The organism is Candidatus Zixiibacteriota bacterium, from assembly GCA_034003725.1.
Taxonomy (GTDB): domain Bacteria; phylum Zixibacteria; class MSB-5A5; order GN15; family FEB-12; genus WJMS01.
In genome coordinates, this window is sequence record JAVEYB010000014.1 from 53,342 (window position 1) to 77,994 (window position 24,653).

The window sequence follows — 24,653 nt, forward strand, 5'->3', positions numbered from 1 at the left end:
TTCCGAGACTCACCACGAACGGATCAAACGCTGCGCAAAACGATCGCCCGGTGTCGTAACCCGCCACCGGGCATTTCCTTAGCCTACATACTGGGGGAGGCTCCCCCCAATCGGCGCTGTCCGGCGCCACGGAAAAGGTTTCCCGGCTGCTCATTTCTCCCACAATCTCCCGCATAAGATACTGATTTACAACGCCTTAGCTCAAGTCATCCGGTGCCGCCCCGGCGACGGCATTCCCCTTGCACATCTGTCGGAAAGCGAAGACGAAACTGCTTAGAGGACGGGTGACAATGAAGGTCAAGTTTGTGCTCACCATGGATGACGTCGTCGTGGAAGACCGTCGAATCGACCAGCTCGTACTCGACTGGATCGACGATCTGGCGCAGGAAGAGATACTGGAAATCTCTCACCGCTGGATCACCACCCAGAATTTTCTGACGACCCGCATGGAGGGATTGATGCGGGTCGGCGAATCGTCGCTGACGATCGAGCCGTTGGAAGAGGGCAACAATGTTTAACGCAGAGTTGATTGCTCAGGTCAGGGAGTTCGCCGACAAAGCCGCCGCGCGTGCGCACGAATACGAAGGGGTGATCGGGCAGGCGCGGCAGTGGATAGTCGACCATTTCGGTCAGAACGGCCTGCTCGCGGCTTATATCGCCGGCGGCGTTATCGTGATCGTGCTTCTTTCCCGTCTCGCCAAAATCGGATTCAACGCACTGAAGTACCTGGTAGTACCGTCGGTGGTGCTGGCGGGCCTGGCCTCGTACTTCATGGGGCTCAACTTCGCGGTCGCCCTGCCGGTGACGGTGACCATCTGCTCGCTGGTGATGCTCTTCAAAGGATAGGCCGCGTCCCACTCAGTATAGCGAATCATCCCCACAGTTCGCGACGGAACAGCCCATGTATGATCGTGCCCGGAGATCGGTAACCACCTGCCTGAGGGAGGGATACGTGGTCTTTTGCGCCTCCGGCAGCGTGCTTGCACGGGCTGACGGCACCAGAGAGACAATTACGCGGATCACTGCGGGGAGCAATTCTCGCTAAACACGCCGTGGCCGAGAGCCGAAGGAGGCCCGATGCCGGAGCCGAAACACTGTGTCAACTGCCAGAGCGAACTGGTTACGATCGGATCGATCAGCCTCTGCCCTCACTGCAATGCGCAGGATCTTGCCGAACTTCGGGTCTTCCTCGACGCCGATGATGACACGGCTTACGTGGTGATAGAGTGTCCCGGCGCGACCTTGTACGCGGAGGACGGAATCACGGTGGCCAAAGGAGTACGCTGGAAGAATGACGACGACCCGTCACAGGGCTACGAGGTGGTCGATCAGCAGATTTACGCTCCTACCCATCGCCGATTCCGCCGTATCAAGAAGGACGCTTTGGGGAATATTCGTCGCTGCCAGGGCTGTCAGGACTACACGGTGCGCATGCGACGCCGTGAAGGACCGGATTTCTTCATTCCCTCCCCCCGACATCCCAACCGCAAGAAACTGAAGTCGGTTGAGTACGTAACTCGCCGCTGACAATCGTCGGCACCGCAACGCAACCTCGCCCCTGTTTCGTTCGTATGACAGATACAACACAAGCGCAGTTCACGTCAGAAGCAGGGAGAGAGATTCATGAAACGCACAGTGCGCTGGGTACTTCCGTTGCTTGCCGCGGTTTTGATGCCGATCGGTTCGGTTGTGGCCGACGACTGGTTCACGTGGGGCAACGGCGTCAAGGGTTCGGGAGATATCGTAACGGAAAGCCGTGACGTGGGGGATTTCGATCGGATCAATTCGGCGGGCGCGTTCGACATCCACGTGACGGTCGGCCCGGAACCGACATTGAAGATCGAGTTCGACGACAACCTCATCGAGCTCATCGAAACCGAGGTGCGCGGCGGTACGCTGCGCATCGACTCGCGCAAATCCTTCCGCTCGCGCAGCGACTGCACGATCACCATCACGGTACCATCGCTGGAACGGATTACCTCGAGCGGCTCGGGTGACATAACTGTCGAACGTCTCAGCGGCGAACTGTTTGAATGTCGCCTGTCCGGATCCGGGTCTATTACGGCAGAAGGCGAGATAGGCGAGATCGAGGCGACGATATCCGGTTCGGGAGATATCGACGCGCGTAATCTGAAAGCGAAGTCGGCGTTCGCGCGCGTGTCGGGATCGGGAGAGATCGCTGTCTACGCGACGGATGATTTCGACGGAGTTGTCAGCGGCAGCGGCGATATTTTCTATTACGGTGATCCGGCGAAAACTTCAGTGAACGTGTCGGGCTCGGGTCGTATCAAAGCACGCTGACGGGCGCCTTTCGTGTCCCGCCGTGATTCTACCAGACGCATGAGCGTGCTTTGCCGGCGAATCGAAGTCGGCGCGGCACGTTTTTTTCGTGACTTTCGTGGTCCACGTTCATGACGTCGATGGCTCAAAAGTCCTGCGGTTTGACACGTCAAACGGGACTGCTGATCTGTTGAAAAACAGACCTTTCGAAACCGTCGTAACTGGTTGTTCCACAATAAATTAAATAGAGTTTTTTTCTTGCAGGAGGAGGGTAAATCTGGTATCTTATACGCTTGAGAAAGTCATCTGCCACGAGCAACGCGGCGCGTTCTTCGCGCGACCGATCGCGACCGGTTGAGATCTCGGCGGTCATGAATTCGGTGGTGTCGTCGATGGGCATTAAGGCTTCCTACGAAGCGGCCCGGGTGATTGATGCCTGGCCGGAGATAGTCGGCGCCGACATCGCAGCGCGCGCTGTTGCGGACCGTGTGGTCGACGGCGTTCTGTTCGTGTGTGTCGAAAAGGACGTCTGGCGACAGCAGTTGCACATGCAACGAGAAGAGATACTGCACAAAATCCACCGCCTCCCCTATGGTCGCACGATCAGGGAAATCCGTCTGGTGGGAGGAAAGAAAGGACTCGATCCCGATGGCCTCAGGAACGGCTGACGTCAACAACAAGAAGAAGAGAAATTCCGAGAACGGCGGCTACGAGGCCGACTCTATCCAGGTACTCAAGGGGCTCGAAGCGGTTCGCCGGCGCCCCGCGATGTATATCGGCGATATCTCGCAGCGCGGCCTTCATCATATGGTTTACGAGGTGGTCGACAACTCGGTCGACGAGGCCATGGCGGGTTTCTGCGATCTTATCATCGTGGAGATCGGCACGGACGGCTCCGTCACCGTGACCGATAACGGCCGTGGCATTCCGGTCGAGGAGCACCCCGAAATGAGGGTATCGGCGCTCGAAGTGGTCATGACGACGCTGCATGCCGGCGGCAAATTCACGCATGAGAGCTACAAGGTGTCCGGCGGCCTGCATGGTGTCGGCGTCTCCGTCGTGAATGCGCTATCGGAATGGTGCTGGGTGGAGGTTGCGCGTGACGGCGAGCTGTGGCGTCAGGAATACCGCCGGGGGATCGCGACCGGGCCGGCGAAGAAGACCGGGTCACGCAAGAAGACCGGTACCAAAACGTGTTTCTTCCCGGACAGCGAGATATTCACCACGACCCAGTTCCGCTATTCCATTATCGCGTCGCGCCTCCGCGAGCTTGCTTTCCTCAATGCCGGGTTGCGAATCCAGTTGAAGGACAATCGCGATGGCCGCGAAGAGGAGTTCGTGTACAAGGGCGGGCTGGCGTCGTTTGTCGAGTACCTCAACGAAAACAAGAACTCGATTTTCAAGAAGCCCATTTATATCACGAAGTCGCGCGAGGACGTCGAAGTCGAGATCGCGATCCAGTACAACGACGGCTATATCGAATCGCTGTATTCCTACGTCAACAACATCAATACGATCGAGGGCGGCACGCACGTCACCGGATTTCGCACGGCGCTAACGCGCACGATCAACTCCTATGCATCGAAGAACAAGCTGCTGAAAAAGGAAAACTTCACCTTTGTCGGCGACGACTCCCGGGAAGGATTGACCGCGGTGATTTCGGTGAAGGTCCGCGACCCGCAGTTTGAAGGGCAGACGAAGACGAAGCTGGGCAACTCCGAGGTGCGCGGGGTGGTGGAATCGATCACCAACGAGGTACTGGGCGAGTATTTCGACGAGAACCCGCCGGTTGCCCGAAAGATCGTCGAGAAGCTGGTCCAGGCGGCGACCGCACGCGAAGCGGCCCGCAAAGCCAAGGAACTGACCCGCCGCAAGACGGCGCTGGACAGCGCGTCGCTGCCCGGCAAACTTGCCGACTGCTCCTCTCGCGATCCGGAGTTGTGCGAGATATATATCGTCGAGGGCGACTCGGCCGGCGGCTCGGCGAAACAGGGTCGCGATCGTCGATTCCAGGCCATCCTGCCCCTGAAAGGCAAGATTTTGAATGTCGAAAAAGCCCGAATCGACAAGATCCTGTCCAATACGGAAGTGACGGCGATGATCACCGCGCTGGGCACCGGCATCAAGGATGATTTCGATGCGGACAAGGTGCGTTACCACAAAGTCGTCATCATGACCGACGCCGACATCGACGGCTCACATATTCGGACGCTCGTGTTGACGTTTTTCTTCCGCCACATGCGCGAGTTGATCGACCGGGGGCATATCTATATTGCCCAGCCGCCGCTGTATCGCATACGGCACGGCAAGCAGGAGCATTTCGTGTACTCGGATGAGGAGAAAGAGCGGCTGCTGAAGAAAATGCCGTCGACGGGCGTGAGCATTCAGCGCTTCAAGGGACTCGGCGAAATGAATCCGGAGCAGCTCTGGCGGACGACGATGGATCCGGAGACCCGCACGCTGCTGCAGGTAACACTGGACGACGGCGCCGAGGCCGATCACCTGTTCACGACGCTCATGGGGACGGAGATCGAACCGCGACGCGTGTTCATACAGGAAAACGCCAAGTACGTCCGGAACCTCGATATATAGTCAATTCTCAGAGACGAGTCATAACCTCCCTGCCGGGGACTGCGGTCTTCGGACGGGAGGTTTCTTTTTGCCGTGGATCGCCACGGTGCTCGGACTCAGGAGGCGGGTGATTCGGTGGGTCCGCTCTTTTCATTCTGCTGGCGCTTGAGGACCGATTCCGGACGGGTCGGCATGTTTTTGATCTCATCGGGAAGCTCGACACGGGGCGCCCGAATGCCAAACCACCGCTGGTACCACTTCCACGACTTCTTCTGTTCCTTGTAGTACTTCTTAATGGCCCGTTCGCGTTTGAGGAAGACCGCGTCTTCGGCCTCGACTTTCTGAATGAGAATCTCTATTGATTCGCGGCGTTCCAGGACCAGGCGCAGAGCGTCGTAATCACGCCAGTTGAATACGGTCTGAACGATCGGCTCAAAAAACACCATTGCCTGCGAGCCGATATAATTCAGGGGCTTGATCGACTCGAGGAACACGATGGCTGGAACGGTCATGCCGCGTTTGACCACCTGGAAGGCGACCTTGTCAAGCACCGCCTCCTGCTCGTCGGGAAGCGGGTTCTTCTCGGGGTCGGGCAGCTGCATGGATCGCCCGAAAATATTCATGCCGACACTCCATTGTCGGGAGCAGAGGACTCGGTGTGGACGTGACGACGGACAAAGGCAACCACGTCGTCGGCGTTGTTATTGAAAATCAGGTAGAGGCCGCGGAAGTTTTCGAGTCGCGACGGTTCGACGAACGGCGAGAGCAGAACGCCGTTGCGATCGGGATAAAAGCTCCGGTAGATCGACCAGTCCTTGTTAAGCGTCTGGGTGGTGGTCCTGACGGTGACGCCGGTCGAGGAGAGCCGATACCGGGTCGGGAAATAGAATTTGGCCAGTGAACCGAACAAGATGGCCAGCGCCAGGCCGGCGAACCAGGTGGAGTTGGTGGAAATATAGGTGATAAAGCAGCAGGCAAGGATGAAGACGGTGACGGCCGCCGACACGAGCGGCTTGCGCTTCACCGGATGTGACACCCATTCGAGAGTTTCTCCCGGGGTGCTTTCGGACGGCGGCGCCTGCGGCTCGGCATTCAGCGACATTTCGGTCTGTCGGGAATCGCGTCGCTCCTGATCGGTCATCGATCATCCCTCGGCAGCACCGGAATCCGCCTGGCGGTACCGCTCTTTTTTCACACGCTCCATCATGTCGAGCAATTCGTTCGGGGCGAACAACTTCTTTTCGATCAGAAGCCGGACGAGCGCTTCCTGTGCGAGGTTATTGGACAAGGCAAGTTCTTCGTACGTAACGTCGCGCTCCTTGCCGTTGATGACCATTTTGATGGCGACTCTGTCGCTGCCCATGTTCGATTCTCCGGTTATCGCAAGTGTCGTGTTTTCAGCAGGTCGAACCCGTCCGGCCGATGCGGGTCATATCGGGCCGCCGCTACGGCTTTTCTGTCACGGGTTCGGTCGGCGCGATGAGATCGCCAGCAAGGCCGATATACTCCGCAGCGCCGTCGGTGATGCGGTAAATGGGCAGGGCCGTGTTTTCACGGGAGTGTCCGAACGAAATTGGTCCGGCTGCACCATGCCAGTCGGCGGTCGCGGCGATTTGTCGAATCAATCCTTCCCGCGTGGCGGCGCCGTCGCGCGCAGCCCGTGTCGCGAGTGAAACGGCGTCGTAACCGAGTCGCGAGAGCCGTCCGGGCGTCCCGCCGAACCGGGCGTCATAGGCGGCGGCGAATCGCACGAACTCCTCCGAGCGGTCGCCCTCGAGAAACGGGGACGGGAATACCGCCCGACGGGTGATCCGTTCGTCGAGCCGATACACGCTTTCGTCGCCCCAACCGTCGGAACCCAGCAGAGCCGCATTCAGATTGTAGAACAGAATTTGGGGCAGCAGGAGTCGAAGCTGGCCCGGCGAGCCCGGCAGAAACAGGCAATCGATGTGGGCCGGTATCACGTCAAGATCGAGCGTGTCGCCCGAAGCCGGATCGATATAATAAGTGGAGTCGGCGGGATCACCAACCAGCAGACGCTTGACGTCGCGAACGTACGGTCCGAAGTCCTTTTCGCGCGCGCGATAGTATTCGATAGCCACGAGCGTACCGCCCAGTTCCGTGAAGCGGTCGGAAAAAGCGCGGGCCATCCGCAGGTGCTCGTAATCGGTCGAGGTGATGACGGCTGCCGAATCCGCCGCCAGGTTGTACCGGGCATATTCCGCCATGCGGACACCCTGCAGCTCTACGTTCGGTGACAACTGAAAGGCCGACTCGGAGAGCCGGGTGAGCCCGGCCTGCGTTGCGGCGGGTGCAATCAGAGGTACCGCATCACAGGCGAGGGTGGCCGACGCCACGGCGCTTTCTTCGCTCGTGAGCGGACCGATGATCAGGTCGGTCGCACCGGCGGCGAGTTCGCGCACGATGCGCGCGGCCGTAATCGGATCGCCTTCGGTATCGTACAACGCGAGATTCAGAGACCGGCCGGTTTCCTGACGGAACTGCTCGGCGGCGATTATGGCGCCATTGTACAGTTCCTGTCCGAACGATTCCAACTCTCCCGACAGCGGCAAAACCACGGCGATATCGAGTGCGGTCATCGGCGAACCGGTCGCACCGGGGACCGATGAGGCCGCCTGTCCGCATTCGGCTCGAAGCCTCTTCGCTGATTCGGATTCATCGCGTGTGACGAGGGCGTCCGCGACGGCCAGCATAAGGGGACACCGACGATCGGCCGGGACCGACCGAAAGTCGGCGGGAGAGAGCGCGACGGACCGGGCGTTGATCACGGCAGCCGTCAGCGAAGACACGATGAGATCGGACAGGCGCGGGTCGCCGGACGCGGCATAGGCGGCGATATAGTCCTCCACGGCGCGGTCGACAAGGCCGCGCATGTAGTCGATGTTAGCCTGAAAGAAGGTCGCATACGGTGCGAGTGGTGAGCCGGGGAATCGCGCCGAGTAGTTCGAGAAACCGGCTTCGGCCTTGGCCAGGTCGCCGAAGTGATAGTCGGCCTTGGCTCTATGAAACAAGAACAGATCAAGATTGGGAGACTGCGGAAAGCGACCGGCCAGTTGTTCGAAGACGCGCGAGGCTTCGAGGAAGTCGCCCTCGCGCATGAGGCGCTTGCCTTTCGCGTAGGACGAGACGGCCTCCGGGGTGTCGTCGATCGTGTCCGCGGAGACGAGCGCCGCGCACATCGCGACAACGGCAATGAGCATGACTGGAATGCGTATCACCGTACCTACAGCGAGTATTTCCCGAAATCTTCGGGATTGATTCTGCGAAGGCGCTCGCGCAGCGATTCCGGATCGGTCGGCATATCGGGGGCCTGCCCCGACGAGTCATCGGGGCGCTGATTAAAGAGCTCCTCGTTGACATAGATACGCGCCTGGGTTTTGAGCGCAAGCGCAAGCGAGTCCGACGGTCGTGCGTCGATCACCTTCTCCGCGCCGTTGCCGATGTCGAGATGGATCAGGGCGTAAAACGTCTGCTCTTTCAATTCGGTGATTTCCACCTTCTCGACGGTGGCGCCGAGGGTGTCGATCACGCGTTTCAGCAGATCGTGCGTCATGGGGCGGTTGGAGCCGACGTTCGACAGCTCCATTGCGATAGCCCACGCCTCGGCATGGCCGATCCAGATCGGAAGCACCTTGTCGATGTCCAGAGGCGACAGAACCACCACCGGTGTGTTGGTGGTCATATCCAGCGCCAGGCCCTCAATTTTGGCTTCCAGCATTTTCATACGGGCCCTTGCGATTGGGTTGCTACGTACGTTACGCCTGCGGCTTTTTCACCACAAACAGCTTCAGATTGGCGACGACTTCCTTTTCGACCTTCACCGGCACCGTGTATACGCCGAGCGCCTTGATCGGCTCATCGAGCTGGATCATACGCTTGTCGACCTGCACGCCCTGCTCTTCGAGCAGGCGAGTGATGTCGGCATTGGTCACCGATCCGAACAACTTCTCTTCCTCGCCCACGAGAACCTCGACCGACAGCGACAGTTTCTCGATGTGGTCCTTGACCTTTTCAGCGCTGCGACGGCGCTTTTTCTCGCGGATCTCATGCTGTTTTTCGATCTCGGAGATTGCCTGCAGATTGGCCTTGGTGGCCGGAACAGCCAGATTACGCGGCAGCAGGAAATTCCTGCCGTAGCCGCCCTTCACCTCGACCGTCTGGCCGACTTTTCCGAGGCGGGGAATGTCTTCGCGGAGTATGACCTTCATAACGACCTCAATATAAGGAGACGAACATTGTTTCGAAACCGATACTTTGTTTTTTACCGTGCGTCCACGCGCCAGCCAAACAGCGAGTCAATCACACCCACCAGGGCGATCGCCGCGAGTCCGTATAAGTGCGTGAGCGCTATTACTATATACACTACAATCCGAATCCAGATCGGCGCACGCCGGGCCTGAAATACATATTCAAGAGCGGCGAATCCGGTCACCGAATAGAATATCAGCAGCCCGAGCAGGACGTTATCGGCGATCAGCCGGGGTCCCGCGGAACCGACCAGATGAACGAGGGCCGCCGCGAGCAACACCAGGACAACCGGTCGCGGCATTTTCCATCGCGTGAACGACAGCGTCACCGCAGAACTGACCGAGCGCCGGGCCACCCCGTAGAAGAACCACAGCGCACCAACCGAGAATTGCACTACTGTACTCATGGTCAGCAGTCCCGGAACAAACGGCACCACCCGGTGCATCATTCGCAGGTAACCTCGGCCGAACGGCACGGATGCGAGCCCGGCGGCATCGAGAGCGCCCTCGCCGTCGTGCGCGATCACCTCATCGGTCATGTATGTCAGATCCCGTATCATCGACGGCCATTCGTTCCAGTAACGGACCAGTAAACAACCAATCAACACGATCAGTCCGAGCACGTACGCACTGCGGAATCGTACTGCGCGCCGCGCCGCCAAGCCGACTGCCACCGACGAGAGCACGGGGACGGCCAGCTCCACGGCAATCATCCAGACGCTGCTCTGCCTCGAGAGTACGACGGCGATAGCAAACGACGCCGCTGACGCGACTGCCACCATCCACAGGCGATCATCGAATGTCATCCGTGCCAGCACCCGGTACACAATCATCGCGAGAAGGTATCCGAGTGCGGCGAGAAGCATGATCGCCGCCGGGGCTCCGAGAGCCTCACTGCCGAAGCGGATCCCCGCGTATAGCGGCAGCACGCCGGCAGTCAGCAGGGCTATTCCGGTCCCATGCGGGACACGGTCGGACACGCCGCGTTGCTCCTTATCGGTACGACTCACTCACAAAAGGCAGAATCGCCAGATGTCGGGCGCGCTTGATTGCGGTCGTCAGCTTGCGCTGCATCGGCGCACACGTACCGGTGATGCGGCGCGGGACGATCTTACCGCGCTCCGTGATAAACCGGCGCAGCAGGCGCTCGTCCTTGTAGTCAATGAACCTGATGCCGTTCTCTTTGAAGCGGCATACTTTCTTGCGTTTCTTGCCGGCGAAAAATGCCATGCTGATACCCTATGTTATTCAGTCAGATTGTTCGGTGAACGTGATCGCGCGGCTCCTACAGCTCGTCGCCTTCGGTCAGCCGGTCCTTCCGTTCCTCAGACGGTCTCGACGGTGCGGCAGTGCCGGAGCCGCGAGGCGAGACGCCGGCGTCATCGGCCGAATCCCGCTGGCCGCGGTCACCCATCGGGCGCGACTCGCGCCGGCCCATCTCGGGGCGACGCTCGCCGCCGCCATCGAATTCAGGACGGCGGCCGGAGCCGGTCGTGGTCGGCATCGGGGCAGGAGCAACTCTCTCAGCCATATCCTGCGGATTCTCCTCGAGCCAGCGCGGATCTCCGTCGAAGCGGATGAGCAGGTGGCGGATATACGCGTCTTCGAGTTTGAAATGACGCTCGAGAATCGGCAGGACTTTGGCCTCGGACTCGAAGATGAAGGTGGCGTAGTAGCCCTGGGTCAGCCCCTGGATCTCATACGCGAGTCGGCGGGTACCCATGTGGTCCGCCTTGATGATTTTTCCGCCGTTGGTGGTGATCAGATCGGCGACAGCGCGCACGCTCTGGTCGATCGAAGCGTTGTCAGTTTGGGGATTGACGATAAACGTCGTTTCGTAAATGCGGTGCACTAAGGCCTCCCTTCGGTCGTTGATCGTAATCAAACGGCCCTGCCGTGAACCATTTACTCCGGCAGAGCAGGGTTTGTGTTATTAAATTGTGCCATCACCTCGCTGATCGGGTGACGAGTCGCAAATATAACCGCTTTTGCCGCAACGGCAACAGTTTTCTGCACGATCTCGAGCTCGGGAGGAGTAAAGGCGCTTAAGACGAAGTGGACCGGGTCAGCATCTGTCGGGAGCGGCCCGATACCCACCCGGAGACGCGGAAATTCTTCTGTTTCAATAGCTTGGGCAACCGACCGCAACCCTTTCTGGCCTCCATCGGACCCGCCGGGGCGAATTCGAATCCGGCCCAGCGGCAGGTTGAAGTCATCAGTGACCACAAGTATTTCATCCGCTGCAGCCGGAAATCGCTGCAGGATGTCGGAGACGGCAAACCCGGAACGGTTCATGAAGGTGGTCGGCCACGCCAGCACGAGCCGCCCGTGCTCGGAATCGGCCGTGGCCCAACAGTAGAGCCGCTCTGCAGGTTGTTCACGGGCGTTCAGTTCTCGTGCAACGAGGCCGACTATTTCGAAGCCAACATTGTGACGGGTACCGACATAACGATCGCCTGCGTTGCCCAGTCCCACAATGATCGAGGTCATAAAGGTCGGTACTCGTGTATCAGAATCCAAACGGCTTAGGGAGTCGCTTTTCGCTGTTCGTTCTGTTCGATAGAATTCGCCAGTTGCGACGCCAGTTCTTTCATGCGGGACTCGGGTATCGCCGTCCAGCTCTCGACCTTGAACGTGCCGTCGGCACAGCAGATCCAGGCCACCTTGGCGGCGGTCTCCTCGTCGGGCGCATGATAAATATCCATGAAATCATAACTGCCGAGAAGTGCAAAGTGGGCCACAAACTCGGCCTCAGGCACCAGTTGCTTGGCACGGTCAACCCAGCCCCTCGATGTCGTCGCGCAGTCGCGCATCGCGGTCGCTACGCCGACCGGTGAGGGCAGGTGAGGGTTAACGCTCGACATCAGTATGAACGTCTTCATTACACTCCTCCCGACCCATGGATGACTGATCAGCGAGGCGTGCGTGCGGCTGGCTCGGCGGTGAGGCGAGGGTCGATTCAAATGATTATCTATCGGCAACGACGGCACCCCATCCATTGATGCCGCCGGAATCATCGATAGCGGCGCGACGAACAGGCGTCACTCATAAGGAAAATAACACATTCGGTCGCTTTTGTCAGGTCAATTCGGCAGTCCTCGGATGAGACAACAGCGGTCCTGACTGTGCGCCGATCAGCCGCCCCGTGTGAAACGATATCCCACCCCTCGGATCGTCTCAAAGTGGACCGGGTTGGCGGGATCGTTTTCGAAGATCTTGCGAAGTTTCAGGATGAAATTATCGACGGTCCGGTTCGTGGGATAGGTGTGATAGCCCCAAACCGCATCGAGCAGTTGATCGCGGCTGACGACCTCTCCCTCGCGCTCGACGAGGTACTTTGCGACCATGCACTCCTTGTGGGTGAGTCGTACGGATCCTCCCGGACCGACGGCCTCGAACGTTTTGTAGTTCAGCGAGCGGCCGTCAAACTCGAATGTCTCCGAGGTAGAATCTCCCGCCATCAGCCACGCCTGGCGTCGGAATATGCCCTGGATACGCGCCAGCAACTCGGCCATGTCGAACGGCTTGGTTATGTAATCGTCCCCGCCGGCGATCAGCCCCTCGACTTTCTGATCGCTTTGATCACGAGCGGTCAGAAACAGTACCGGAACGGTTGAACCATCGTTTCGAATCTGCCGACAGATCGACAAACCGTCGGTACCGGGCAGCATGATGTCCAACAGCACAAGGTCGAACATGCCATCACGGAAGACCGACAACACTTCGTTGCCGTTGTCGACATGGGCTACCTGGTAGCCCTCGGCCTCGAGGTGCAGCACCAGCCCGTGGGCCAGATTGGTGTCATCTTCTGCCAGCAGTATTGTCTTCATGCTTCAACTCCCGCCTTCAGCATGATTTTGAAGGTCGTACCCGTTCCGACTCCGTCGGAGTGGGCAGTGATCGTCCCTTTGTGCGCCCGGATCACTTCTCTGGCCAGGTACAGCCCGAGTCCGGTGCCGGACGATCGCCGTGTCAGTTCGTTGCCGACCCGGTAGAAGCGCTCGAAGACCGCCTCACAATCCTGTCGGGTCAGACCGATCCCCCGGTCTGATATGGACAGCACAGCGTGCCCGCCTTCGCGACTGAGCGAAACGGCTATATGTATGACCTTCTCGTCGTGATATTTCAGCGAGTTCTCGAGTACGGCCTCAACGGCCCGCGACAATTCCTGCGGATCGGCCATGACCACGACCCCCGGCTCGATGTTCTTGTCCACCGTGAGCGGAAGGCGGGTCGAGACAGTGCTCACACGCGCGATCAGCTTCTCCACCAGCGATGAGAGATCGGTAACCTCCCGATGCAGGGCCTCCTGCGATCGGCCGAGCCGTCCCGCTTCAAGCACGTTGTTGACAATACGTTCCAGCCGCCGCACGTCCTCTTTCATACGCGGGATGAGCTCTCGCTTGCGGTCGTCGGCGATACGCGGCGACGCCAGCGAGTCCAGTGACACCAGCATCGATGCGAGCGGCGTTTTCAGTTCGTGCGTGACGGCCATAATGAAGTTCTCCTGGTGGGACTTCAACTGCTCCGCTTTCACCAGCGAGCGGTAAATGAGCCACGCACCGACCAGCAGCAATATCAGGAAAAAGCACCCTTCGAGGCCGACCATGATCTGCCGACGCACTTCCTGTTCGTGGATCGTTTGAACGATGTCGGCGGGCGCACCCAGATCGCGGGCGATATCGACCTTTTCATCGACCAGCATCGCCATAAAGACAATCCACCACACGGCCTGGGCGAAGGCAACGACGACCAGGACGATGAAGAGCACGAATGCCGTCCGGCTTGATAACCTGGGGGTCACGATTCCTTCTCGTTCTCGCTATCCGGTACAAGAGTAATACATACGGCGAGCCAACGCAAATGCCGTGCGCAGAATGCCCCCTGCGCGACCGATGACAGGCCGCGGACAGGGGGCGATCTACCCGAGGATGTGTATGAATACGCGGGGTTACTCGACGGGAATAGTCTCGCAGGCGGTAACCGCCGGCGAAGACTCCGCTTCGACCGCATCGGGCCTCTCGCCGCGAATGAGCCTGTTGGCCGTATCGATGAGCCGATCGAGATTCAGCTTGGTTATATGGGCATCGGCCTTCAGGAACTGCGCCCGGGCCTTCATGCCGACGTCGCCGATCGACGAATAGACGATAACCGGGGTGGCGGGTTGTTCCGACTGGCGAATCCGCAGCGTCAGGGCGAGGCCATCCATCTGCGGCATCTCGACGTCGGAAATAACGAGGTCAAACGGGGCTCTCTCGAACGCGGCCCACGCTTCGGTGCCGTCGCAGGTATCCACGACCTCGAATCCAAGGTCGCTCATTTCGTTGACCAGCATCGCCCGGACCGAAGGCGAGTCTTCCGCGATCAATACGCGTTTGCCCGTAAAGTCTTCGTGCGCGGTTATGGACCGCGACTGCCCGGACCGAAGATGCGGACAGAGGTCAAGAAGGATCGTCTCATAGTCGAGCAGCAGCACCATACGTTCTTCGGTCGGCTTGACGATTCCTATGACGTAGCGATGATCGATATTGGAGAATACTTTCTCTGTATCGATCACATCCTGCCACTGGAAGTGGTGAATCCAGTCGACGCGGTCAATGAGAAAACCCGTCAGGAGTCCGAAAAACTCCGTCACGATCACTTTTTGTTTATCCGATTTCTCGTTGGCCAGACCGAGGAAACCGGCGAGGTCGATCACCGGGACGAGACGATTCATGTCTCGAAACACGCCGCACACGGCGCTGTGGGCCTCGGGGACGCGAATCAAATGGGTCAGATCATTGACGATCTTATTGACCTTGAGAATATTCACCCCGAACGACTGCCCGCCGGTGCGGTATTCCAGCACGCGCAGTTCGTTTGATCCGCTCTTCAAGTATGATTCGGCATCCAGTTTCATGGGCTAACCCTCGGCTTTCGGAAGTTTGAGCGAGAAGACCGCGCCACCTTTCGGGTGATCGTCGGCAAGCACGGTCCCCCCCATCCCGGTGGCAGCGAGCTTGCAGAAGTACAGGCCGAGTCCTACGCCACGGTGTTGTCCCTGTGCGCGGGCATGGAGCTGGCCGTATTTCTCGAACAGCACGGCCGGGTCGATATCTCCAAGCCCCGGACCCGAGTCCTTGACGTGAATGAACATGCTCGCCTCGGCAGGCTCCGTGTATACGGCGACCGTTCCGCCGGCGGGCGTATGGCGAATGCCGTTGTAGATCAGGTTATCGACCGCTCGCTTGAGCAACTTCGGGTCGGCCTTGACCGCGATGTCGCCTGCGTTGTTTCGATACGTGAGTTCGATTCGATGTTCGGCCGCTGATCCCTGCGCAAGTTCGATCGCTTCGCGGATGACGGCGTCGGGAACCAGATTCGTCAATTCAAGCGGTATACCGGCTTTGCCGGCCCGCGCGACGGCCATGATGTCGTACAGAATCGACTCGGCGCGTTCTACAGCCACTCGGCTCGATCTGACGATTCGGACATGACGTTCGTTCTTCGGGTCATACGAGCCGCTTTCGAGCATCTTGAGCAGGTATTTGACGGACGCGAGCGGGGATTCGATGTCATGAATGAATATCGAGAACATCTCCAGCCAGCGGTCGGCCTCCTGATGAAGGGCCGCTTCGTCCGGAAGTGTTTCTATCAATCGTTGTTCAGACACGGTTGTCATGAAAGTACCCGGATTTCATCCTCGAGCCGTTATAGAGACATATCGGCGTGAAGTGGCGATTCCTCAAGCCGGAAGCTGGAACCGCCGCGGGTTCGGGAAAGATTACAGTTCGAGGCGGGAGAGGCGAAGCGAATTGGAGACGACAAATACCGAGGAGAGGCTCATGGCAGCCGCCGCAATCATGGGAGACAGTGTCAGACCGGTTATCGGGTAGAGCGCACCGGCGGCGATGGGGATGGCGACGACATTGTAGAAAAACGCCCAGAACAGGTTTTGTTTTATAACACGCATGCTCGCAACGGAAATATCAAACAACTTGCGCAGGTCCATCAGCCGCGTTCGGACAAGGACCACATCAGAAGCTTCCGCGGCGATATCGGTTCCGGCGCCCAGGGCAATACCGACATCGGCAGCAGCCAGCGCCGGAGCGTCGTTGATACCATCGCCAACCATCGCCACCGAAAATCCGACCTTCCGGTACGATTCCACCATCATTTTCTTCTGTTCGGGACGAATCTCGGCCTCGTAGTGCTCGAGCCCGAGTGAACGGGCAATCCCCTCGGCTGTGCGGCGATTGTCGCCGGAGAGCATGGTGACTCGTATGCCCTGTTTCTTGAGATGGGCAACGATGTCGCGGGCATCCGGTCTGACCCGGTCCGTGAGGGCGAAGAAGCCGACGACCTGCCCGTCGAGGGCGGCGTAGACAACAGTTCGTCCCTGGTCCATTTCCCGTTCGCCCTGCATCAGGGACTGGCCGAAGCTGACATTTTCGGACTCCATAAGGAAGCGACTTCCCACGAGGAGGCGACGACCGTCACACTCGCCGGTCAGGCCGAAGCCGGGCTTGGCCTCGATGTTTTTCACCACTGCGGGATCGACCTGCTGGAGTTTCATGTACCGCGCGATCGCTCTGGCGACCGGATGTTCGGACTGCCCTTCCAGCGCCCCGACGATACGCGTGAGACTCTGCTCGGCGATCTGGCCGAACGACTTGACGGAGACAACTTCGAGTTCCCCCTGGGTCAGGGTGCCGGTCTTGTCGAAGATCACGGTATCGACGTGACGGACCTTTTCGAGCACATCGCCGCCCCGGATAACCACGCCGGCGCGTGCAGCACGACCGGTGCCCGCGAGGACCGCAGTCGGAGTCGCGAGGCCGAGCGCACAGGGGCATGCAATAATCAGCACCGCGATTGTCGACCTGATCATCAGGGGACTGTCCGGCGCCAGGAGGTACCAGGCCACCAGCGTAATCAGGGCAAGGCCGAGCACGATCGGGACAAAGATGCCCGCCACCTTGTCGGCGAGCCGCTGCACGGGGGCCTTTGCTGACTGCGCCTCGGAGACGAGTCGGACGATGGTTGCGAGATAGCTGTGTTCGCCGGCCGCCGTCACCTTCATCTTGAACGGGTGGTTACCGTTGAGAGAACCGCCGATCACGCCGTCGCCGGGACTGCGCTCTATCGGTGTAGATTCCCCCGTCACCATAGACTCGTCCAGCACCGGTTTGCCTTCGAGCACCTGACCGTCGGCAGGAAGTCGTTCCCCGGGCCGCACGAGAACAATCATACCTTCGCGAACGGAATCGGAGTCGATTTCAATTTCAACGTTGTTGATGATCGCGGTGGTTTTTGACGGCCGCAGCGCCCAGAGTGCGCGGATCGCTTCACCGGCCTTCCCCTTGGCCCGGGCTTCGAGAAAGCGACCGAGCAGGATCAGCGTGACGATCATCCCGGCCGACTCAAAATACAGAGGTTCGGTCTTGCCGCGAGCGATTAACACGAGCGCATAGAGACTCCATCCGAACGCCGTGAGCGTGCCGAGCGCGATGAGCGTATTCATGTTGGCGCGAATATGTCTGACCTGGACAAGCGCATCGTGCAGTATGCTCCGGCCGCAGTAGAAAACGACAAACGCGGCAATGACGGCCTGCACCAAACCGTCGGCCAATGGTCCGATGATTGGTCGGTGCAGCGCCATAGGCAGCATAGCGACCACCATGAGCGGAACGGTCACTATTGCGGCAGTCAGGAACGCCTCGCGTGCCGCCTTTGTCTCCTGCTGGTTGGCCGTCAGGATATCCGGACGGCCGACGGTCGCCTTGAATCCGAGCTCTTCGATTCTGCGTATGACCAGTTTCCGATCCAGCTTGCCTTCGTCGATACTCACCACTGCCGAGTTGGTGGCGAGATTGACACGGCACGCCGCCACGCCGTCGAGAGACTGCACGCCTTTCTCGATCGAACTTACACAGCTCGCGCAGTGCATTCCCTCGATTTTCAGATTGAGTTCGCTGGAGGCCGACATATCGTGGAATATAGGCGGTCCAACAGCCGTGTCAAAAATAGAATTCATGACTCCGGCTACAGAGCGATCCCCATGGCCGAAAGGAGATGCGGGCAGCGGCGGCGCAGTTCGCGGCGGAGTTTGGCCCGCGCGCGGTGCAGGTACCAGCGAACGGTTGCCTCCGGCATGTTCATGATGGTCGCCACGTCGTCCACGCGACAGCCCTCGATGTCCCGCAGAACAAACGCGGAGCGTTGCTTGTCGCTCAGGGTGCCGGCGAGTTCGGAGATGTAGCGCTTGACCTGTCGGCGACGGTAGGTCTGGTCGGGGGCCGCCGACCGTACGGCTTCGAGGACCTCGTGGAAGTTTTCCAGGGGTTCGTGACGGTGGCGATTGTGTTTGCGCAGGTAGTCTATCGACGCGTTGACGGTGATGCGGTACAGCCAGGTGTAGAATTTCCGGCGTTCGTCAAAACGCCACATGTTGCGTGACATTTTGACGAAGACGTCCTGCGCGATATCGGCGGCTTCGTCATAGTCGCTGACGATACGATAGGCCAGCGAGGCGACCTGGCTGCGATAACGCCGCACCAGCTCGGAGAATGCCAGATTATCGCCCTCACGGTATCTCGCGATCAACTCACGGACCCGCGCGTCGTCGGCGTCGTCCACGGTCGTGGCGACCTCGCCCCGAAAGACCTTCTGTGCATCCATGACACTCACCGCCTTTCCGTTTCCTTATAAACAGTACTAATATAATTAAGTTCCTTATAGTATTACCGGTGACAGTATCTCGAGCGATATTGAGGAGCCGGTGCACAGGATTGTGGAGCAGGCGTAAAAAAAGCCTCGCTGGGAGGCTGGGGTTTTTGCGGGCGGGGTTGTTTACATATCGTTGAGGATGAACTCCCGCGGGTCGAGCGCCTTGCCATTGCGCCAGACCTCATAATGCAGGTGTGGCCCGGTCGAATAGCCGGAATTGCCCATCATGGCGATTTCGTCTCCGCGCATAACCTTCTGGCCCCGCTGCACTATGATCTGTGAGAGGTGCCCGTAGCGGGTCACGAATCCATAACCGTGGTCGATTACGATCATTTTGCCCAGCCCGCCGGCCTTTCCGACCGACTTCACGACGCCGGCCGCGGGGGCGATAATGACGGTGCCGGTCCGATTTGCGACATCGATCCCACGGTGCATTTGCTTGTAGCCCGTAAATGGATCGTACTTCATGCCGTAACCGCGGGAGAGCCAGCCTTTGGTAGGCCAAATCGACGGGGTATGTTCAAGACGGTCCTTGAGCGAGCTAAGTTCTTGCTCGACTTCGCCGTATTTCTCTATCTCAAACTCTGAAAGTCGGAGCAGGCGGTCCACCTCGACCTCGGTCCGGTACGCCAGCTTTTCACCCTGTGACATAGTGGCATATTTCTGGGATCCGGGACCACCGGTACCCAACTGCCGCTCTTCGATATTGATTTCCGGCAGGTCGAACATGGTTCGGATGGCGATTTCTTTCTGCACCAGGTCCTGGTATCGGGCATTCGCCTCGGAAAGATCCCATCGGATCTGTTCGTATTTCTCGGTCAGGCGCTGGTTCTCTGTCCGAAGTCGGGCCAGCTCGGTCTGCTCGACCTGGTCGGTAACATATTGTCCAGCAAAGAAAAAGCTCGTAATAACCAACAGGACAAGGAGGCCCGCAGAAGCGTAAATGACCCACCAGCGGATTGACAACTGGCGGGATTCGCTTTGCGAATCCGGAATCAACAGAAATGTCAGTCTATTCTTCAGCATAGTTGCGTATTTCACGATAGCAAGGTTTTCCGGACTCTCCCGATGAGGCCCCTCCCCGGAATTCCATCGAAGCTATGTTCCTCGTTCGCCTGAGTCAAGAATAAAGTGCCTACTTGATCAACTGGTACTCACTGCGAAGAATCTTGTTAATAATGACCACCAGTTTCTCCGTCTGCACATTCTGAAGACTGTACAGATGCCAGTACGTCTTCTTGGGCATCGATGCTGTCTTTTTCTCTCGCTTTTTCGTCATGTCCGGTTCCTCCAGGGCGAGCTGTCCACCCGGAAGTACGGACTGACCGTTTCCTACAATATCGGGTGGAACAGTGGAATTGTTTACGTGACTCCACCCTGCCCTGCGAAAAACATGCCATGCTCCGGGGCGCACCGAGGATTGGGATTCTTGGCGTATTTTATTGTCAATCAATACGTTGCGCAGAACAGGCGGCTGCCGATTCGGCGGTAGTTGGCAGACGAGTGCGCAGGTTATGTGCTGTTTCCCATAAGTGTCGGCGGCACACTGTGCAGGGATTGGGGGCGATGTTCACTGTTTGAACATTTCGGCCCCGCTGAAATCGGCCCAGACGGACCGGCGCGAAATAAATCTTATCGACACGGGCGGGCGAATATTCTACTCTTGAGGTAGTAGACTCATTAAAACCGTGCTGTGGAGGGAGTCGCTTACCTGTGGTAATCTTTGCTACCATCTTTGGAGCGGGATTCGCCGTCCTGCTGATCAGTCTCATCTTCGGGGGAGATGCCGATACCCATGTCGATTTTGATCACGGGGATATCGGTCATGGACCATCGATTTTCAGCTTCCGTCTCCTCGCTCTGTTGGCGATCGGATTCGGGGCGGTTGGTTTTGGCTGTCAGGCGACCACGGAGATGACCATGTTTCAGTCGTCGATGGCCGGCATAGGCGGGGCGCTGGTCATGGGCATAATCGGCTATTTCATTCTGCGGGCGTTCTACGCGAGCCAGGCTACTTCGATCGTCGACGACGCAGACATAATCGGCCGGCAGGCCAACGTAATCGACGCCATCTCCGCGAGCGACTACGGGCAGGTGGCGTGCGTTATCGGGGGTCGGGAATTCACGTTTCTGGCGCGCTCGGCGACGGGCAAACCGATTGCCCGCAACGCACCCGTGCGGATCAAGTCGAAGTCCGGCAACGTTGTCACCGTCTCACCTGAGCAGTAAGTACCAAGAACATAGAGTCATCTTGTGGAGGGTATGGGCATGGAGAATCTCGTCGAATATTTGACCTGGCCGATTATCGGACTGGCGGCGGTGGTCGCGCTGTTTGTACTGATCCGGGCGCTGTCCGTCTTCTACGTTCGGGTTCCCCCGAACAAGGCGGCCTTTTTCTATGGAGCACGAAGCGGCCGAAAGCATACCCAGCGAGTGCAAGTCGAGGCTGAGCCGGGCGGTCCGGGAGTAACGGTACTTCCTCCGGGCACCGTTGTAGTGACCGGCGGCGGGCGGATTCGCAAGCCGATCATCGAGGATGTGCAGTTCCTGGACTTGACCGAGATCTCTCTGCCGCAGATCCGGGTCGAGAACATGCCAAACACCGACGGCGTGCTGGTCACGGTCGAGGCAGTGGCAAATATACGGTTCAAAGACGACGCGCAGTCGCTTTTGGCGGCGGGCTCGCGTTTCCTGGGCATGCCCAACGAGCACGTGCAGGCGGTGGCCCGCGAAACGCTGGAAGCCAACCTTCGTGGGGTAACCGGCACGCTGACGGTCGACCAGTTGATCCGCGACCGCGATGCGTTCCGGCAGCAGGTGCTTCGCGAGGCCGGTGAAGACCTGGCGCGGCTGGGGATGCAGATCGACGTTTTCAACCCGCAGTCGATTACCGACGAGCAGGGCTATATCGAGGCCCTTGGCAAAAAGCGGACGGCCGAGGTAAAGCGCGACGCCACGGTCGGGGAGGCCGAGGCGCTGTCGGAGGCGAAAAAGCGGTCGACCGACGCGGAGCGGGACGCCGAAGTGGTGGCGATGGAAAACGAGCGGCTCAAGGCCGAGGCGCGCAAGAACACCGAGGTCGCCAAACAGGTGTATCAGGCCGAGATTGCCCGCGAGAGCGCGGTGACCGCCCAGGTCGGGCCGCTGACGACGGCGACCGAAATGCAGAAGGTCGTCGTGGCGGAAGTCAAGATCGAAGAAGAGCGATCGCGCGCCCAGATCAGCGTCGAACAACAAAACATCATGCGCGAGCAGAAATCGCAGGAGGCCGTAATCGTGGTGCCCGCCAAGGCGAAGGCGGACGCCCAGGTGAAGGAAGCCGAGGGGTACAAAGTCTCCCAGATATCCCGGGCGGACGGCGACAAGTATGCGACAATCGCGCGGGCCGACGCCGAACAGCACAAGCGTTCGGCCGAGGGGTCCGGTGAGGCCGAAGCGCTTCGTGCCACGGGTCTCGCCGAGGCCGACGTTATCGAACGGCAGGGCCTTGCCAGGGCCGTTTCGGTCTCGGAGCTCGCCAAGGCATACCAGCAGTTCAACCAGGCGGCCATCACGCTCGAGGTGCTGAAGGTGCTGCCGCAGACGATCGCCTCGCTCGGCACCGTCTTTGGATCGATCGCCGCCCCCATGGGTAACATTGATAAGCTGGTCGTCGTCGATGCCGGCGGAAGCGGCGATAACCAGGGCGCGCTGAACCGGTTTACCAAGACCGGCCCCCTCATGCTGTTGCAGTTGATGGAGCAGGCGAAGGCGGTCGGTATTGACGTATCCGAACTGATTGGGAAGCTTGGGATCAAACCGGAATCCACCGAGCCGCTCGCCACTACCGAGGAGACGACAAGCGATGAAGCGAAACACCGACGCAAATAGGTTCGACGGGCCTCCCGGCGGTAAACAGAAAGAGCCTGACGGCGGACAGGTGCCGACCGACGTCAGCGCGGTTGACGGACGCCCGATGTACTACATCGATCGCCCGCCGACTCAGGCGCTCGTAATTCACTGTGCCGATCCGCGGTTTCAGACGCCCTTCCGTCGGTTCGTGAAAGAAGAGCTGGGGTACGGCACGTACATGCCGATCGTGATCGGCGGCGGCATACACGCATTCGGCAACCAGATCGTCCTGCCCAAGAACTTCAAGGTCCTGTGGCAACAGATCAAATTCGCGATGACGGTCATCAAAGTACCGGAAGTCGTCATTATCAATCACGAAGACTGCATCTGGTATCGTACGGCTCAGACCGACCACCCGCATCTCGAACCGGGCGTCCGGGCTCGACACGATCTCGGTCACGCGGCCAAGCTCCTGCTCCAGGATTTCGTCGGCACCCGGATCCGGAGATTCTGGGCGGAGTTGCACGGCGAGCAGGTGCGATTCGTGGAAGAGACATAGTCGTTCGCGGATAATGTCCCGGCAAAGCATGCCCCGACCTTCCGGTCGGGGCTTTTTTATCGACTGGGATTGCCGGGGTCGAGGGGTTTGACATGTTCTCTTGCGGGTCGTACTTTGCTACGTACCTTCTGCAACACGAGGTCAGCACATGAGTCTTCTCAAGGACAAAATCGTCCTGGTCACGGGAGCATCGTCGGGGATCGGCGAAGCATCGGCCCTTCGGTTTTCCCGCGAGGGAGCGCGGGTGATTATCTCCGCACGTCGGCGCGAACGACTGGAAAAGCTCGCCGGGCGGATGGCAGGCGACACGCATGCGATCGCGCTTGATGTCCGTGATGCGGGTGCGGTGAAAACGGCGATCGATACGTTGCCGGACGAATGGCGGGAGATCGATATTCTCGTAAACAATGCGGGACTGGCGCGGGGATTGTCGAAACTGCACGAGGGCGATCTCACCGACTGGAACGAGATGATCGACACCAACATCAAGGGACTGCTCCATGTCAGTCGCGCGGTCATTCCCGGCATGGTCAAGCGCGGACGCGGGCACGTGATCAATATTGGTTCGATCGCCGGGCACTGGGTCTACCCCAACGGCAACGTCTACTGCGCGACCAAATTCGCGGTCAACGCCCTGACGCAGGGGATGACGATTGATCTGGTAGACACCCCGGTGCGGGTGTCGACGGTCGATCCCGGCCTTGTCGAAACCGAGTTTTCGCTCGTACGCTTCCGCGGCCAGACCGAACGCGCGAAGCAGACGTACCAGGGATACACGCCGCTGACCGGCGATGACATTGCCGACGCTGTCGTGTGGGTGGCCTCGCGCCCGCCACACGTACAGGTGCAGGAGATCGTGATTATGCCGACCGCGCAGGCGCATTCGATGGTATTGGACAAGCGGGTCGGCAAGTAAGTTATCAGGCACCGCCGGGCGATATACGCGACAAACGAAAAAGTCGCTGTACAAGTTTGTCCGTGAGCAAGTTACGACGAAATGGCTTTGTTTTGTCATTTTTAGTGGGCCCCACTTTTCTTTCTCTTTCATTGGGGGGATGTATCTCGCCGGCTGCGTGATTGTTGAGGTGTCGCAGCGTGATGAATATCGGTTGATTTTCGGTCGCATCGTCGGCATTGCTACTGACTCCTCTGTCTACTAAGGGGGGCTGCGCCGTTTTTTCCAGCGAAGCTGTAGGGAAATTGGGTGAGGGTGGAGAGTCGGCACCGTTTGCGGGAGAGGGCGGTTTGGATTGTCGGGACAGTGGACATGCAAACGGAGCTGACCTACTAATCGCGTGATGGCCGATCTGAAGGGTGGGTGTCAGCACCGTTTGCGAGAGAGGGCGGTTTGGATTGCCGGGGCAGTGGACGTGCAAACGGAGCTGACCTACTAATCGCGTGATGGCCGATCTGAAGGGTGGGTGTCAGCACCGTTT

General features: G+C 59.1%; 30 protein-coding genes. 10 read left to right on the forward strand and 20 right to left on the reverse strand.

Annotation, left to right across the window (positions count from 1 at the left end; translation table 11 throughout):
- Positions 1-290: 290 nt before the first annotated feature.
- The 4 genes from RBT76_13740 (at position 291) to RBT76_13755 (ending at position 2,301) form a co-directional block, all read left to right on the forward strand.
- Complete coding sequence (locus tag RBT76_13740; protein ID MDX9858849.1) at positions 291-518, forward strand: hypothetical protein; 228 nt, start codon at positions 291-293, stop codon at positions 516-518.
- A complete protein-coding gene (locus tag RBT76_13745) occupies positions 511-846 on the forward strand; it encodes a hypothetical protein (protein ID MDX9858850.1) in 336 nt (111 codons plus the stop codon). Before RBT76_13740 ends, RBT76_13745 begins: the two co-directional genes overlap by 8 nt.
- A gap of 231 nt (positions 847-1,077) precedes the next feature.
- The gene (locus RBT76_13750) at positions 1,078-1,527 is read left to right on the forward strand and encodes a hypothetical protein (GenBank protein MDX9858851.1); all 450 of its coding nucleotides are present in this window, start codon (positions 1,078-1,080) and stop codon (positions 1,525-1,527) included.
- A gap of 96 nt (positions 1,528-1,623) precedes the next feature.
- On the forward strand, positions 1,624-2,301 hold the full coding sequence (locus tag RBT76_13755; protein MDX9858852.1) for a head GIN domain-containing protein: 678 nt from the start codon (positions 1,624-1,626) through the stop codon (positions 2,299-2,301).
- A 148-nt stretch (positions 2,302-2,449) separates the two neighbouring features.
- On the opposite strand, the gene RBT76_13760 is transcribed toward RBT76_13755, so the two are convergent.
- A complete protein-coding gene (locus RBT76_13760) occupies positions 2,450-2,680 on the reverse strand; it encodes a hypothetical protein (GenBank protein ID MDX9858853.1) in 231 nt (76 codons plus the stop codon).
- Here RBT76_13760 and RBT76_13765 point away from each other — a divergent pair.
- On the forward strand, positions 2,673-2,948 hold the full coding sequence (locus RBT76_13765) for a DUF721 domain-containing protein (GenBank protein ID MDX9858854.1): 276 nt from the start codon (positions 2,673-2,675) through the stop codon (positions 2,946-2,948). The two genes, RBT76_13760 and RBT76_13765, sit on opposite strands and share 8 nt — an antisense overlap.
- Entirely contained in the window at positions 2,929-4,872 is a 1,944-nt protein-coding gene (gyrB, locus tag RBT76_13770) for a DNA topoisomerase (ATP-hydrolyzing) subunit B (GenBank protein ID MDX9858855.1), read from the forward strand. Before RBT76_13765 ends, gyrB begins: the two co-directional genes overlap by 20 nt.
- 95 nt (positions 4,873-4,967) lie before the next feature.
- Here gyrB and RBT76_13775 read toward each other — a convergent pair whose 3' ends face one another.
- The 19 genes from RBT76_13775 to RBT76_13865 form a co-directional block, all read right to left on the reverse strand.
- A complete protein-coding gene (locus RBT76_13775) occupies positions 4,968-5,474 on the reverse strand; it encodes a hypothetical protein (protein MDX9858856.1) in 507 nt (168 codons plus the stop codon).
- Positions 5,471-5,992, reverse strand: a complete 522-nt coding sequence (locus RBT76_13780; protein MDX9858857.1) for a hypothetical protein — start codon at positions 5,990-5,992, stop codon at positions 5,471-5,473. The genes RBT76_13775 and RBT76_13780 overlap by 4 nt, the downstream gene beginning before the upstream one ends.
- Before the next feature lie 3 nt (positions 5,993-5,995).
- Positions 5,996-6,214: a hypothetical protein gene (locus RBT76_13785; protein ID MDX9858858.1), complete on the reverse strand. Its 219-nt coding sequence runs from the start codon at positions 6,212-6,214 to the stop codon at positions 5,996-5,998.
- Positions 6,215-6,296: 82 nt separating this feature from the next.
- Positions 6,297-8,090, reverse strand: coding sequence for a penicillin-binding protein activator (locus RBT76_13790; protein MDX9858859.1), 1,794 nt, complete (start codon positions 8,088-8,090; stop codon positions 6,297-6,299).
- Positions 8,091-8,095: 5 nt separating this feature from the next.
- The gene (locus RBT76_13795; protein ID MDX9858860.1) at positions 8,096-8,596 is read right to left on the reverse strand and encodes a bifunctional nuclease family protein; all 501 of its coding nucleotides are present in this window, start codon (positions 8,594-8,596) and stop codon (positions 8,096-8,098) included.
- 31 nt (positions 8,597-8,627) lie between these two features.
- Positions 8,628-9,080, reverse strand: a complete 453-nt coding sequence (gene rplI / locus RBT76_13800) for a 50S ribosomal protein L9 (GenBank protein MDX9858861.1) — start codon at positions 9,078-9,080, stop codon at positions 8,628-8,630.
- Between the two features lie 53 nt (positions 9,081-9,133).
- Positions 9,134-10,099 (reverse strand): DUF2232 domain-containing protein, encoded by a 966-nt coding sequence (locus tag RBT76_13805; protein ID MDX9858862.1) that lies wholly within the window; start codon positions 10,097-10,099, stop codon positions 9,134-9,136.
- 13 nt (positions 10,100-10,112) lie between these two features.
- Positions 10,113-10,349, reverse strand: coding sequence for a 30S ribosomal protein S18 (gene rpsR / locus RBT76_13810; protein MDX9858863.1), 237 nt, complete (start codon positions 10,347-10,349; stop codon positions 10,113-10,115).
- Positions 10,350-10,404: 55 nt separating this feature from the next.
- Entirely contained in the window at positions 10,405-10,971 is a 567-nt protein-coding gene (rpsF, locus tag RBT76_13815) for a 30S ribosomal protein S6 (protein MDX9858864.1), read from the reverse strand.
- Positions 10,972-11,024: 53 nt separating this feature from the next.
- Positions 11,025-11,609, reverse strand: a complete 585-nt coding sequence (pth, locus tag RBT76_13820) for an aminoacyl-tRNA hydrolase (GenBank protein MDX9858865.1) — start codon at positions 11,607-11,609, stop codon at positions 11,025-11,027.
- A 35-nt stretch (positions 11,610-11,644) separates the two neighbouring features.
- Positions 11,645-12,001, reverse strand: a complete 357-nt coding sequence (locus tag RBT76_13825) for a GYD domain-containing protein (GenBank protein ID MDX9858866.1) — start codon at positions 11,999-12,001, stop codon at positions 11,645-11,647.
- 252 nt (positions 12,002-12,253) lie between these two features.
- Positions 12,254-12,949, reverse strand: coding sequence for a response regulator transcription factor (locus RBT76_13830; protein MDX9858867.1), 696 nt, complete (start codon positions 12,947-12,949; stop codon positions 12,254-12,256).
- The gene (locus RBT76_13835; protein ID MDX9858868.1) at positions 12,946-13,923 is read right to left on the reverse strand and encodes a HAMP domain-containing sensor histidine kinase; all 978 of its coding nucleotides are present in this window, start codon (positions 13,921-13,923) and stop codon (positions 12,946-12,948) included. Before RBT76_13835 ends, RBT76_13830 begins: the two co-directional genes overlap by 4 nt.
- Before the next feature lie 147 nt (positions 13,924-14,070).
- Positions 14,071-15,018: a chemotaxis protein gene (locus RBT76_13840; protein MDX9858869.1), complete on the reverse strand. Its 948-nt coding sequence runs from the start codon at positions 15,016-15,018 to the stop codon at positions 14,071-14,073.
- A 3-nt stretch (positions 15,019-15,021) separates the two neighbouring features.
- Positions 15,022-15,780 (reverse strand): HAMP domain-containing sensor histidine kinase, encoded by a 759-nt coding sequence (locus tag RBT76_13845; protein ID MDX9858870.1) that lies wholly within the window; start codon positions 15,778-15,780, stop codon positions 15,022-15,024.
- Positions 15,781-15,882: 102 nt separating this feature from the next.
- Entirely contained in the window at positions 15,883-18,135 is a 2,253-nt protein-coding gene (locus tag RBT76_13850; protein MDX9858871.1) for a heavy metal translocating P-type ATPase, read from the reverse strand.
- Between the two features lie 8 nt (positions 18,136-18,143).
- A complete protein-coding gene (locus tag RBT76_13855) occupies positions 18,144-18,779 on the reverse strand; it encodes a sigma-70 family RNA polymerase sigma factor (GenBank protein ID MDX9858872.1) in 636 nt (211 codons plus the stop codon).
- Positions 18,780-18,950: 171 nt separating this feature from the next.
- The gene (locus RBT76_13860; GenBank protein ID MDX9858873.1) at positions 18,951-19,853 is read right to left on the reverse strand and encodes a peptidoglycan DD-metalloendopeptidase family protein; all 903 of its coding nucleotides are present in this window, start codon (positions 19,851-19,853) and stop codon (positions 18,951-18,953) included.
- A gap of 109 nt (positions 19,854-19,962) precedes the next feature.
- Entirely contained in the window at positions 19,963-20,106 is a 144-nt protein-coding gene (locus RBT76_13865; GenBank protein MDX9858874.1) for a hypothetical protein, read from the reverse strand.
- A 434-nt stretch (positions 20,107-20,540) separates the two neighbouring features.
- Between RBT76_13865 and RBT76_13870 the strand changes: the two genes are divergently transcribed.
- The 4 genes from RBT76_13870 (at position 20,541) to RBT76_13885 (ending at position 24,133) form a co-directional block, all read left to right on the forward strand.
- On the forward strand, positions 20,541-21,056 hold the full coding sequence (locus tag RBT76_13870; protein MDX9858875.1) for an NfeD family protein: 516 nt from the start codon (positions 20,541-20,543) through the stop codon (positions 21,054-21,056).
- A gap of 39 nt (positions 21,057-21,095) precedes the next feature.
- Complete coding sequence (locus RBT76_13875; GenBank protein MDX9858876.1) at positions 21,096-22,697, forward strand: SPFH domain-containing protein; 1,602 nt, start codon at positions 21,096-21,098, stop codon at positions 22,695-22,697.
- Positions 22,672-23,217 (forward strand): hypothetical protein, encoded by a 546-nt coding sequence (locus RBT76_13880; GenBank protein ID MDX9858877.1) that lies wholly within the window; start codon positions 22,672-22,674, stop codon positions 23,215-23,217. Before RBT76_13875 ends, RBT76_13880 begins: the two co-directional genes overlap by 26 nt.
- 148 nt (positions 23,218-23,365) lie before the next feature.
- Positions 23,366-24,133, forward strand: a complete 768-nt coding sequence (locus RBT76_13885; protein MDX9858878.1) for an SDR family NAD(P)-dependent oxidoreductase — start codon at positions 23,366-23,368, stop codon at positions 24,131-24,133.
- The last annotated feature ends 520 nt before the right edge of the window (positions 24,134-24,653 follow it).